Origin of the sequence: Phenylobacterium sp., from assembly GCF_031181185.1 — a bacterium.
In the GTDB taxonomy this organism is placed as follows: Bacteria; Pseudomonadota; Alphaproteobacteria; order Caulobacterales; family Caulobacteraceae; genus Phenylobacterium.
The window spans coordinates 1-11,802 of record NZ_JAPSKZ010000112.1; the positions used below are offsets into that span (position 1 = coordinate 1).

9 protein-coding genes are annotated in these 11,802 nt (G+C 69.1%); 4 read left to right on the forward strand and 5 right to left on the reverse strand.

Annotation, left to right across the window (positions count from 1 at the left end):
* From RIF93_RS13800 to RIF93_RS13810, 3 genes are all read right to left on the reverse strand, one after another.
* Positions 1–1,150 (reverse strand): DUF3526 domain-containing protein (locus tag RIF93_RS13800; protein WP_309092029.1); only part of this gene is annotated, 1,150 nt, incomplete at its 3' end.
* Complete coding sequence (locus RIF93_RS13805) at positions 1,147–2,592, reverse strand: DUF3526 domain-containing protein (RefSeq protein ID WP_309092030.1); 1,446 nt, start codon at positions 2,590–2,592, stop codon at positions 1,147–1,149. The genes RIF93_RS13805 and RIF93_RS13800, both read right to left, overlap by 4 nt.
* Positions 2,589–3,329, reverse strand: a complete 741-nt coding sequence (locus tag RIF93_RS13810; protein WP_309092031.1) for an ABC transporter ATP-binding protein — start codon at positions 3,327–3,329, stop codon at positions 2,589–2,591. The genes RIF93_RS13805 and RIF93_RS13810 overlap by 4 nt, the downstream gene beginning before the upstream one ends.
* 145 nt (positions 3,330–3,474) lie before the next feature.
* Between RIF93_RS13810 and RIF93_RS13815 the strand changes: the two genes are divergently transcribed.
* Complete coding sequence (locus tag RIF93_RS13815; protein WP_309092032.1) at positions 3,475–5,553, forward strand: TonB-dependent siderophore receptor; 2,079 nt, start codon at positions 3,475–3,477, stop codon at positions 5,551–5,553.
* A gap of 37 nt (positions 5,554–5,590) precedes the next feature.
* On the opposite strand, the gene RIF93_RS13820 is transcribed toward RIF93_RS13815, so the two are convergent.
* Entirely contained in the window at positions 5,591–5,881 is a 291-nt protein-coding gene (locus RIF93_RS13820) for a hypothetical protein (RefSeq protein WP_309092033.1), read from the reverse strand.
* Positions 5,882–6,149: 268 nt separating this feature from the next.
* Here RIF93_RS13820 and RIF93_RS13825 point away from each other — a divergent pair, with 268 nt between their 5' ends.
* Positions 6,150–8,003, forward strand: a complete 1,854-nt coding sequence (locus RIF93_RS13825) for a PAS domain-containing protein (RefSeq protein ID WP_309092034.1) — start codon at positions 6,150–6,152, stop codon at positions 8,001–8,003.
* 140 nt (positions 8,004–8,143) lie between these two features.
* Here the strand turns inward: RIF93_RS13825 and RIF93_RS13830 are convergent, their stop codons facing one another.
* On the reverse strand, positions 8,144–9,427 hold the full coding sequence (locus tag RIF93_RS13830) for a nucleotide sugar dehydrogenase (RefSeq protein ID WP_309092035.1): 1,284 nt from the start codon (positions 9,425–9,427) through the stop codon (positions 8,144–8,146).
* A 149-nt stretch (positions 9,428–9,576) separates the two neighbouring features.
* Here RIF93_RS13830 and RIF93_RS13835 point away from each other — a divergent pair, with 149 nt between their 5' ends.
* Both RIF93_RS13835 and RIF93_RS13840 read left to right on the forward strand, forming a co-directional pair.
* A complete protein-coding gene (locus RIF93_RS13835) occupies positions 9,577–10,587 on the forward strand; it encodes an NAD-dependent epimerase (protein ID WP_309092036.1) in 1,011 nt (336 codons plus the stop codon).
* A 75-nt stretch (positions 10,588–10,662) separates the two neighbouring features.
* On the forward strand, positions 10,663–11,802 hold a 1,140-nt coding region (locus RIF93_RS13840), incomplete at its 3' end, for a GAF domain-containing protein (protein ID WP_309092037.1).

Consider the following 11,802-nt stretch of genomic DNA (forward strand, 5'->3'; position numbering starts at 1 on the left):
CTCGGATGGCCTCGAGATAGGCCATCTGGGCCTGCGGATCGCTGTCGGCCAGCCGATGCAGGGCCACCTGTACGCCGACGCCCGGCAGCACATGGCCGAGGCGGCCGCTGAGTTCGGCGCGGCGCAGGATGCCCGCCTCGTAGGCGCGCGCCAGGTCGGCCACGGACTGGTCGCCCACCTGATGGAAGGCGAAGTACCATTTCCAGTGGAAAGGCGCAGTTACAGGCGGCGTGGAGGCCCACTCCGGGTGGGTCCGGAAGAAGGCGTCCATAGTCTCGGCCTTGGGAATGTCCCAGGCGCGGTGGACGGCGGTGCGCTGGAGCAGGCTGAGCTCCATGCCCTGGCGCAGCGGGACCGCCGCGTTGATGGCGACATGTCCGACCGCCGGCGCGATCAAGGTGAGCACCAGCCATGCCGCCGCCAGCGTCATGGCGTTGGCGAGCGAGCTTCGCGCCGCCCGCGCGACCACCAAGCAGACCACCGTCCAGAAGGCCAGATAGACGGCGATCAGCCCGAGCACGGTTGCGGTCTTCCACCCCGCCGTCCCGGCCAGCAGCGCGCCGGCTAGGAACGGGACGGCGAGCGCCCCGAACAGGGCCAGTTCGCGTACCGCGATGCGCGTGGCCCACAGCTTGCGCGCCGATCCCGCCGACGTCTCCAAAGACCTCAAGCGGCCCGCTTCGCGCTCCCCCGACCGCAGGTCGTGGAAGAGCAGGATCACGAACAGGGGCACGAGGTAGACCAGCACGAAGGCGAAGTCGAACCGACCCGGCAGGGCGGCCTCGGGATTGCCGATCTCGCCCTCGTAGAGCTGCGCCTCGAGCCCGAGCGCCCGCACGCGGAGCACATAGGGGGCGACGTCACGCGCGCCCAGCGCCGCGAAGGCGAGATCCGAGGGCGCGTCCCAGGTGGCGTGGAAGGTGTAGTAGGCGGCGTTGCCGGGATCCTTGTCGCGCGACACCCAGTCGGCGATGGCCTCCACGTCTTGGGCCTGCTGCGGTCCGATGCGGGCGATTACCGCCTGCTGGCGCGCCACCTCGGCGAGCCCGGCGCCGACGCTCGCGGCGGCCAGCAGGAACAGCCCCGCGATCGTCAGGACAGCCGAACGCAGGCTGAAGAACAGTCGCGCTTCACGAAGGAAATCGGTCATGCGGCGCTCCGGAGGCGGCGGGCGGCGTGGCCGGCCAGGAGGCCGGCGGCGGCGAACCAGAGGAGGAGGACGATCAGCGCGGGCAGGGCGCCGCGGATCACCTCGCCTGGGGTCGGGCGGGCGGGGTTGAACCGAGGCATGTCGCGCCAGTGATCGGCGGACACGCGGCTGCGCGCTTCGGCGGCGGCGTCGCTGCCCTTCGCGGCGTCGTCCTCCGCGTCCACGGCGGTGGCCTGGAGCCAGTTGAGCCGCTGGATCAGCTCATAGCGGTAGGCCTCGGCCTGCTGGAGGAAGCGCCGATAGCCGCCGAGGTCGGTCTCGGCCGCGGCCATGGAGAGGCGACGGATGGCGATCGTTGGACTGAGGACCGCCAAGGCGTCCATGATCCGGCTCTGGTCGGCCATGGCGGCAAAGGCCTGATCGGCGTAGCGGTTGAAGAGGCTGGACGTCAGCTTCTCGCCCTCCATGCCCAGGAGGCCGCGATAGTTCACCGGCAGGTCCTCCACGCGCGTGACGCCGTACTGCCGGAGCGTCTTCTGCTTGAAGGCGGCGAAGTACGGATCGTCGGGATCGTGGCTGTCGCCCATCGATCGCAGGTCGCGGGCGATGGCGATGTCGGTCTCGATCCGGGTGGGCAGCGGCCGTGCGCCGGCGGCCAGTTCCGGTGCGATCCGCGGCACAAGGATCACCGCGAAGGCCCAGGCGCCCACCAGCGTCATCAGCGACGTGCGGCTGCGGCCGGCCAGGGCCGAGACCGCGACGATCAGCACGATCCAGAAGCCGAGGTAGACGCCGTAGCCGCCGGCCGCCAGCAGCACGGCCGAGGGCCGCGCCGGGCCGGTCATCGCAAGCCACACGAGCAGCAGGATGGCCGGCGCCGCGATCGCCAGGGTGGCGAGGCCCAGGGCCAGCGCCTTGCCAGCCAGGATGCTGCGGCCCGGCACCCCGGCCAGCACCGCTTGGCGCAGCGTGCCGCGCTCGCGCTCGCCGGCGATCGCGGCGGCGCCGATGAACACCAGCAGCAGCGGGACGATCACCTGCAGCACCAGGGCCGGCGAGAGCTGGCCGAAGCGGACCAGCAGCGAGGACTGCCGCGCGTCGCCGAAGTTCGCGCTGTTCTGCCGGTGGCCTTCCAGGAAGATCATGTTGCCGGTGAAGGCCTCGACGCCCGGGTCGAGCGCCGCCAGGCCGCTGGCCGGCCGGATGGCGAAGTGACCGTAGTGCACCACCCGGTGCGGGTGCCGGTCCGGCTGGGACTCGAACTCGGCGTCGGCCGAGGCCTGCAGGCGTTCGCGCAGACCCGCCTGGTCGGCCTGGTAGGCGCTGGAGGTCAGGGCTGCCGCCAGGGTCAGGAGGGCGGTCAGCACGAGCCCGGTCAGGGCGACCCGGCTGCGGACGAGGTGGCGCAGTTCGTTGCGCGCGACGGAAAGGACGGCGCTCATGCGGCCTTGCCCGCCACCGGCGCCCGCTGGAAGCGATCGTGCAGCGCCCGCAGATCAAACCGTTCAGGCCCCGAGGCGGCCATCTCCTCGACGATGCGGCCCTGCTCCAGGAAGCCGATCCGGTCGGCCACGTCCGCGGCCCCGAAGAGGTCGTGGGTCACCACCAGGATCGCGGCGCCCTCCGCCCGCAGCCGCGACACGAGATCGTTGAAGTCGGCCGACGCGCCCGGATCGAGCCCCGAGGTGGGCTCGTCCAGCAGCAGGATCGACGCCTGGCGCAACATGGCCAGGGCGATCGCCGTCTTCTGCCGCATGCCCTTGGAAAAGCCGGAAACGCGTCGACTCCAGGCCTCCTTCGGCAGGCCCACGCTGGTGAACGCGGCCTCGACCTCTGGCCCGACGCGCGGCGAGTCGGCGAGCCCCAGGAAGTAGTCGACGTTCTCCCGGGCGGTAAGGTGGTCGTAGAGCGCCACGTTCTCGGGGATGTAGGCGATCGCGCGCCGGACCTGCTCAGGCTCCGCCGCCGGATCCCGGCCCGCGACCCGGACGAGGCCCGAGTGTGGCTTCAGGAACCCGAGCAGCGCCTGCAGGGTGGTCGACTTGCCGGCTCCATTGCCCCCCAGCAGCGCGTAGACCTCGCCCGCCGACACCGAGAGCGAGAGGCGGTCCAGAACCTGCCGCTCGCCGTACCTCACGACCAGATCCCGCACGACAATCCGCGTCGCGTCCGCAGCCATTTCGTCCTCCCTGGACACCCCATCCCGGCCGCCGGAGCGGCTATGTGATGTTATATCGTAACATTTAGATTGACCCGCGTTCAAGGCGCCGCTTATCGATGGCCCCGCCGGCAGCGACCGGTGTTACGCGGTTCGGGGATTAGGGATGTTCAAACCGTTCGGACTGGCGCTTCTCGCCAGCGCCTCCTCCTTCGCGACGGCCTCTGCGGCCTCGGTCGAGGAGCGATCCACCGACGTTGAGGCGGTCGTGGTCACCGGATCGCGCGCCGCCAGCGCCAGCATCAACGGCATGGACATAGAGCCGCTCAAGCTGCCGCAGAGCGTGCGGGTGCTCGACGAGGCGCTGATCGTGAACACCGGCATCGCCAACCTGTCCGACATCTTCGATTACGCCGGCGGAATGGCGCGCCAGAACAGCTTCGGCGGCGCCTGGGACGCCTATGCGATCCGCGGCTTCTCGGGCGATATCAACCAGGGTCCAGACCTGCTGGTGAACCGCTTCACGGCCAACCGCGGTTTCAACGCACGTCGCGACGTGGCGACGGTGGAGCTCTTCCAGGTGCTGAAGGGACCGGCCTCGGCGCTCTCCGGCAAGGGTGAGCCCGGGGGCTCGATCAACATCGTCACCAAGGCCCCCAAGGACCGGCCACACGCCTCCGCCGAGCTCGCCTACGGCAGCTTCGACACCCGGCGGGTGATGGGCGACGTCGGCGGCCCGCTGGGCGGCGGCGTCTCGGCGCGGATGATCGGCGTCTATCAGGACACCGACGGCTGGCGGAACTTCGTCGGCAGCAATCGACTGCTGCTGGCGCCCTCGCTGGCGTGGGAGCCGTCGAACGACCTGCGCCTGCTCTACCAGCTCGAGGCGAACGAGGTGCAGTTCGTGCATGACCGCGGCCTGGTGGCGGTCGGCGGCGACGGCAAGGCCCTGCCTCGCGACCGCTTTCTCGGCGAGCCGAACGACGGCGAGATCGAGCAGAAGACGGTGCAGCACCAGCTCACGGCGACCTACAACCTCAGCCCCTCCGTCGCGCTTGAAGCCGGCGCGCAGTATCGCGACGGAACGTTCGAGGGCCAGTCGACCCACAACGCTACGCTGGTGGGCGCGCAGCTTCGGCGGCAGCTCCGCATTCACGACTACGAGTGGGAGGACCTCTCCGGCCGCATCGAGCTCAGCTTCGACGGCGAACTGGGCGGGATGGAGCACCAGCTGCGGATGGGGGCGGACGCCTTCACCTACGACCAGCGGCGGATCTTCTGGCGCTTCAGCCCGACGGCGGCGAACCCATACGGCGTCGACATCTTCAACCCGGCGTACGGCCAGCCGAAGCCCGTCGCGCCGCTGAACCAGGACCTGTTGGAGGAGCTGCGCGGTGAGAGCCTCTACGTGCAGGACCTCGTCACCCTAGGCGCGCAGTTCACGCTCCTGGTGGGCGTGCGGCAGGACTGGGTCCGGCAGACCAACACCAACTACCGCAACGGCCAGGTCACCCGGCAGTCCCCGTCCGAAGCCTCGCCGCGCGCGGCCCTGACCTGGTCGCCGAGCGAGAGCTTCTCGGCCTACGCCAGCTGGGGCCGCTCGTTTCGCTATAACCAGGGCTCGGACGCGGCCGGCGGAGCCTTCCCGCCCGAGAAGGGCGAAGCCTGGGAAGCCGGCGTGAAGTGGGATGTGGGCGGCCGCCTGACCGGCGCCGCTTCGCTCTTCCGGATCGAGAAGGACAACATCCTGGTCAACGATCCCGCCAACGCCGGCTTCTCCATCCCTGTCGGCGGCGCGCGCAGCCAGGGCCTCGAGGTCGAGGCCACCCTGAGCCTGCCGTCCGGGGTGACCGCCACCGCGGTCTATGCCTACACGGATACGAAGATCACCCGCGACACCCGGCCGGGCTTGGTCGGCAGCCGGCTCAGCAACGTGCCACTGCATTCCGGCGCGGCCTATGCGAACTGGCGCTCGAACGGCGAGGCGCCCGGATCGCTCAGCCTGGGCGGCGGCGTGGTCTACGTCGGCAAGCGGGCAGGAGACGACGTCAACAGCGGCTTCGAGCTGCCGGACTACGTCACCATCCGCGCCAACGTCGCCTACCAGCTAACCTCGAAGGTCTCGCTCCACCTCGACGTCGAGAACCTGCTCGACACCTACTACCTGGAGAGCTCCTACAGCGACGTCTGGATCACGCCCGGGGCACCGCGCACGATAACCGGGCGGCTGCGGGTGACGTTCTAGCGGCGAACCCTCGTCCCCTCTCGTAGGCCATCGGGCGTTAGCAGAGCTGCAAGACCTCGCCTCCATCGTGCGGAGTTCCGGGCAAGCGGAGCGGGACGTGGCGCAAGACCTGCGAGATACGGCATTCGTTCGTCGGTATCGGCGGGTCGCTTGTTGGGTGCTGCTGGTTCTCTTCAGCGTAACCGGCCTGGTCGGCCTGGGCGAAGCCGTTCGACAGCTGATAGGCGCCGGGAGGGGCGTTGGGTGGTCCCACGTCGCCGGCCCACTTTGCGTCGTCGTCGTAAGCGTCGTTGGCGCGGTTTCGACCGTCAGCCTGCAACGCGCCCATAGGCGCGAGGACGGCGAGAGAGCTGCACCCTGAGGGCCTCGTTGCTCATACCGTGAGGCTAGCGTCGCTTTCAGCGGAGCGGGAGAGACGCCCATGTGGAAGCACCTGGTCAAGAACGGCGACCGTAAGCTCTGGAAGCAGTGAGCCATGGGTGCGCCTCAGCCACGCGAGCGGATTGGCTCGAACATCGACGGTCACGTAGCCGCGCGCCGGAGAACCTTGCCGGTAAGGGTGCGTTTCCCGTCCCGCCGTGAAGTCCCCATCCGACATGCCGCCCCTTTCGCCCGATCTCGGTCTGGGCGCGCCCTTCCGGCATGGCGGCGATGTCGCCTCGCGTCTCGCGGCGATCGACTGGTCGGAGAGCTCGCTGGGGCCGGTCGCCAGCTGGCCAGCGTCACTGAGGACCCTCGTCGATCTCCTGCTGGGGTCGAAGCAGCCGATGTTCGTGGCCTGGGGCGACGAGAAGACGCTGATCTACAACGACGCCTACGCAGAAATTCTGGCTGCGAAGCACCCGTCCGCCCTAGCTCGTCCTTTCCTGGAGGTCTGGTCGGAAATCCGCGAGGAGTTGGAGCCCATCGTGGCCCAGGCCTTCGCCGGCGACCCGGTGCACATGGACGACATCACCCTCGTCATGCACCGGCGCGGCTTCCCCGAGGAGACGCACTTCGCGTTCTCCTACACCCCGGTGTTCGGCGATGACGACACTGTTCTGGGCTTCTTCTGCGTCTGCACCGAGATCACCGCCCAGGTGCTTTCCGAACGCCGCCTGGCCGAAGAGACCGCCCGGCAACGGCGGCTGTTCGAGCAGGCGCCGGGATTCATCGTGATCCTGAGGAGCCCGGCGCACACCTTCGAGTTCGTCAACGCCGCCTACCGCCGCCTCTTCGGCGACCGGGACTACATCGGCCGCGACGCGCGCGACCTGTTCCCGGAACTCGAGGGACAGGAGTTCTTCGACCTGCTCGACCGGGTATGGTCGACCGGCGAGCGGATCGTGGCGCGCGACGTGACGGCCCGGGTCGACGACGGCCGCGGCGGCGTCCGCGAACTGCACCTCGACTTCATCTACGAGCCCGTGCTGGACGAGCGCGGCCAAGTCACCGGCATCTTCTGCGAAGGCCACGACGTCACCGAGACCTATCGAGCTCAGCTGGCCCTGAAATCCAGCGAGGAGCGGTTCCGCACGGCGCTGCAGATCCAGACCGTGGGCGCGATCTACTTCGACATGGAAGGCCGGCTGACGGACGCCAACGATGCGTTCCTGCGGATGGCCGGCTACTCCCGGGCCGAACTCGAGGCCGGTCGCCTGACCTGGCAGGCCATGACCCCGCCGGAATGGATCGCCGACTCCGAACGGGCCTTCGCCGAACTCAAGGCGCGCGGCGAGACGACGCCCTACGAGAAGGAGTACTTGCGCAAGGACGGAAGCCGCTGGTGGGCCCTCTTCGCGGCCAAGCTCCTGCCGGACGGCACGGGCTTCGAGTTCGTGCTGGACATCACCGACCGGAAGCGGGCGGAGGCGCACCTCCAACTGGTGGCGATGGAGCTGAACCATCGGGTGAAGAACAACCTGGCGACGGTGCAGTCCATCGTCCGCCAAGCGCTCCGGCGCGACGCCGATCCGCTGCAGGCGCGCGAGGCCCTTCTCGACCGCATCTCGGCCCTAGCCGCCGCCCACGACATTCTCACCCGGGAGCAGTGGGAGGGGGCGCCGCTCGACGAACTCGCCCGAGGCGTGCTGACACCCCTGGCGGGAGATCATCGGCTCACCTTGGAGGGGCCTCGCGCAGTGCTGTCCCCCAAGACCGCAATCTCGGTCTCCATGGCGTTCCACGAACTGGGCACGAACGCCTTGAAATACGGCGCGCTCTCCGCCCCCGGCGGACGCGTCAGCATTTCCTGGACGCGCGCGCCGACGGCCGCTGATGCGGTGCTGCTGACCTGGCGGGAGAGCGACGGGCCGCCGGTCCAACCGCCCAGGCGCGAGGGCTTCGGCTCGCGCCTGCTGAAGAGCGGGCTCTCAGCGGAGCTGGGGGGACCGGTGGAGATCCGCTACGCGCCAGATGGCGTGCAAGCAACGCTGCACATCCCCGTCGAAGATGGCGGCAGAAGCCGCTGACGCCCGCAACGCGCTGTCCCTGCCAGACCGCCTAGCTGAACCGGGCGGGCCGGGGGCGCTGGGATCTGACTTGCATCGATGGGCAGCAGCCGACGCAGGTCTCGAGCGGGCGGTCCCTGCCCCTGCCGCGCCAACCAACCCTACAGTCTGAGGTCGGCCGCGTCCTTCGGCAGCAGGCTCTTCACGTCGAACAGCACCGCGTCCGGCCTGCCGAGCTTGCGGATCTCGCCCGCGCCCATCTCGGCGAACTGACTGTGCGCGACCGCCAGCACGATGCCGTCGTAGGCGCCGGGCTCGGGCGCAGCGACCAGGTCGAGCCCGTACTCGTGGCGCGCTTCCGCCGGGTCGATCCACGGATCCCAGACGTCGACCTGGGCGCCGTAGTCCTGGAGCTCGCCGATGATGTCGATGACGCGGGTGTTCCGCAGGTCCGGGCAGTTCTCCTTGAAGGCCAGGCCCATCATCAGGATGCGCGCGCCCTTCACCGGCGAAGAGCGGCGGATCATCTCCTTGACCAGCTCGCGCGCCACATAGCCGCCCATGCCGTCGTTGATCCGCCGGCCCGCGAGGATCACCTGCGGGTGGTAGCCCAGCGCTTCGGCCTTGTGCGTGAGGTAGTACGGATCAACCCCGATGCAGTGGCCGCCCACCAGGCCGGGCCGGAACGGCAGGAAATTCCACTTGGTCCCCGCCGCGGCCAGCACCTCGGCGGTGTCGACGCCCAGCCGGGCGAAGATCAGCGAAAGCTCGTTCATCAGGGCGATGTTCAGGTCGCGCTGGGTGTTCTCGATCACCTTGGCGGCCTCGGCCACGCGGATCGAGCTCGCCTTGTGGGTGCCGGCCGTGATCACCGACCCGTAGAGAGCGTCGATGAAGTCGGCCGCCTCGGGCGTGGAGCCGGCGGTCACCTTCGTGATGGTGGTGACCTTGTGGTGCGGGTCGCCCGGGTTCGCCCGCTCGGGGCTGTAGCCGGCGAAGAAGTCCTTGTTGAACGTCAGGCCCGAGACCTGCTCCACCACGGGGATACAGTCTTCCTCGGTGCAGCCCGGATAGACCGTGCTCTCGTAGACGACGATCCCGCCCTTGCCGATGGCCTCGCCGACAGTGCGGCTCGCCGCCAGCAACGCCCGGAGATCCGGTCGCTTATGCGCGTCGATGGGGGTCGGCACCGTCACGATGAAGACGTTGCAGCCCGTAAGGTCGGCGGCGTCCGAGCTGAACGTCAGCCCCCTAGCGGCGGCGAGATCTGCGGGCGACACCTCCAGCGTCCGGTCTTCGCCGGCCCGCAGTTGTGAGATCCGAGCGGTCTCGATGTCGAAGCCGACGACGTCGTACTTCGCCCCGAACGCGGCCGCGAGCGGGAGGCCGACGTAACCGAGGCCGATCACGGCGATCTTCACAGGACTGTTGGTGAACGGGTGCATCAACTCGTCTCGAATCCCCGGCCGCAGCGAAGCTAGCATTAGACCGGCCGCCCTCCGGTGTCAGGCCGCCCGCCACCCGAGGCACACTCGACCTGGCCTCCGCCTTGCACTACTTCGGCCGGAAAGCCCAGTTCAGGGCAGGGGCGCTCATGACCGTACTCGTCACCGGCTCGGCCGGGTTCATCGGCTTCCACCTCAGCCGACGGCTCCTCGAGCGCGGCGACGAGGTCGTCGGCATCGACGACCTCAACTCCTACTACGATCCGTCGCTGAAGGCCGCGCGTCTGGCCATCCTCGAAGGCTACAAGGGCTATCGGCACGCCAAGCTCGACCTCGCCGACCGCGAGGCCGTCGCCGCCCTGTTCGCCGAGACGCGGCCGGCGCAGGTGGTGAACCTCGCCGCCCAGGCGGGTGTCCGCTACAGCCTCGAGAAGCCCGAGGCCTACGTCGACTCCAACGTGGTCGGCTTCCTGAACATCCTGGAAGGCTGCCGCGCGGTGCAGCCGAAGCACCTGGTCTACGCCTCCACCAGCTCGGTCTATGGCGCCAACGGCAAGCTGCCGTTCAACGTGCACGACCACGCCGTCCACCAGATCACCCTCTACGCCGCCACCAAGATCGCCAACGAGGCGATGGCGCACAGCTATTCGCACCTGTTCGGCTTCCCCTCGACCGGCTTCCGCTTCTTCACGGTCTATGGGCCCTGGGGCCGGCCCGACATGGCGCTCTTCAAGTTCACGGACGCGATCCTCAAAGGCCAGCCGATCGACGTGTACGGCGAGGGCAAGATGCAGCGCGACTTCACCTATGTGGATGACATCGTCCAGGGGCTGGTGAAGGCGATCGACAGCCCGGCGAAGGTCAACCCGAACTGGGATCCGATGAGGCCGGACCCCGCCACCAGCGGCGTCGCGCCCTGGCGCGTGCTCAACATCGGCAATAGCCAGCGCGTCGAGCTCATGCGCTACGTCGAGGTCCTGCAGGAGAAGCTGGGCCGCAAGGCGCAGATCAACCTGCTGCCGATGCAGGCCGGCGACGTGCGCCGCACGGAAGCCGACATCGCCGAAACCCGCGCCGCGATCGGCTACGAGCCCACCACGCCTGTGGAGGTCGGCGTCGGCAAGTTCGTGGACTGGTACCGCGAATACTACGGCGTCTGAGCGGCGCCACGGCGCGGCGCCTCCGATCTCCGTTGCGCGGCCGCCGGGGTTGCGCAACAGATGAGACATAGGGGTGTGAGCGGCCGCCCCGAGCTTCGGGTGATCATGCGCGACACGGCGGCGACCAGCGACAAGTCTCCTCCGCCTTGGCTCAAGGGCGAGTTCGGGGCCCGGCTGGCGCGGGAGGGCGTCCCTGGATTGGGACTGCCGGGCGAGTGGCCGCAGGCGCTAGCCAACGCGGCGGCCCTGGTGCTGCAGTCGGCCTTCCCGATGTTCATTATCTGGGGCCCGGAACGCCGGCTGATCTACAACGCGGCGTACTGCGCCATCCTCGGAGACAAGCACCCGGACGCGCTCGGCAGGCCGATGTTCGAGGTCTGGGCCGAGGTTCGCCATCATATCGAGCCGATCATCGACGCGGCGTTCCAGGGCCAGGAGAGCTTCTTCGAGGACTATGAAGCGCCGCTCGCGCGCGGCGGAGAGACCGGACCGGCGTGGTTCACCTTTTCCTACAGTCCCGTCTACGACGCGAGCGGAGCCGTTCCGGGCGTGCTCTGCGTGTGCGTCGAGACCACCGCCAGCGCCCAGGCGCAGGCGAGGCTGGGCCTCATGAAGGAACTGACGGACCACGTCGCCGAGCTCTCGGATGCGGACGCGATCATGGCGACGACCACGCGCATCGTGGGGCAGCATATGGGCGTGTCCATCTGCGCCTACGCCGACATGGACGACGACGATGACGGCTTCACGATCCGCGGCGACTGGAGCGCGCCAGGCTCCCCGAGCATCGTCGGCCGCTACCACCTCGCCGACTTCGGCCGCCTGGCGGTCGAGAACCTCTCCGCGGGCCGGCCGCTCGTCATCAACGACAATCGCAAGGAGATCGCACCGGACGAGGCGGCGACGTTCCAGGCCATCGGCATCTCGGCCACGATCTGCATGCCGCTGGTCAAGGACGGGCGGCTGCGCGCCCTGATGGCGATCCATCATCGGGCGCCCCACGTCTGGACCGGCGATGAGCTGACGCTTATCCGCGACGTCACCGAGCGGTCGTGGGCCCACGTGCAGCGCGTGGGCGCCGAGGCCGAACTGCGGGCGCGGGCCGAGCAGTTGCAGCTGGCGACCGATGCGGCCGAGATCGGCCTTTGGGACGTGGATCCCCTGAGCGACACCCTCTATTGGCCGCCCCGGGTGAAGGCCATGTTCGGGATCAGC

Excerpts from the sequence above, each read along its gene's own strand:
- RIF93_RS13835 (WP_309092036.1), top strand. The coding sequence starts at position 9,577 with ATGACCGTACTCGTCACCGGCTCGGCCGGGTTCATCGGCTTCCACCTC.
- RIF93_RS13820 (WP_309092033.1), bottom strand. The coding sequence starts at position 5,881 with ATGGGCGCGTTGCAGGCTGACGGTCGAAACCGCGCCAACGACGCTTAC.
- RIF93_RS13825 (WP_309092034.1), top strand. The coding sequence starts at position 6,150 with ATGCCGCCCCTTTCGCCCGATCTCGGTCTGGGCGCGCCCTTCCGGCAT.
- RIF93_RS13810 (WP_309092031.1), bottom strand. The coding sequence starts at position 3,329 with ATGGCTGCGGACGCGACGCGGATTGTCGTGCGGGATCTGGTCGTGAGG.
- RIF93_RS13815 (WP_309092032.1), top strand. The coding sequence starts at position 3,475 with ATGTTCAAACCGTTCGGACTGGCGCTTCTCGCCAGCGCCTCCTCCTTC.
- RIF93_RS13805 (WP_309092030.1), bottom strand. The coding sequence starts at position 2,592 with ATGAGCGCCGTCCTTTCCGTCGCGCGCAACGAACTGCGCCACCTCGTC.
- RIF93_RS13830 (WP_309092035.1), bottom strand. The coding sequence starts at position 9,427 with ATGCACCCGTTCACCAACAGTCCTGTGAAGATCGCCGTGATCGGCCTC.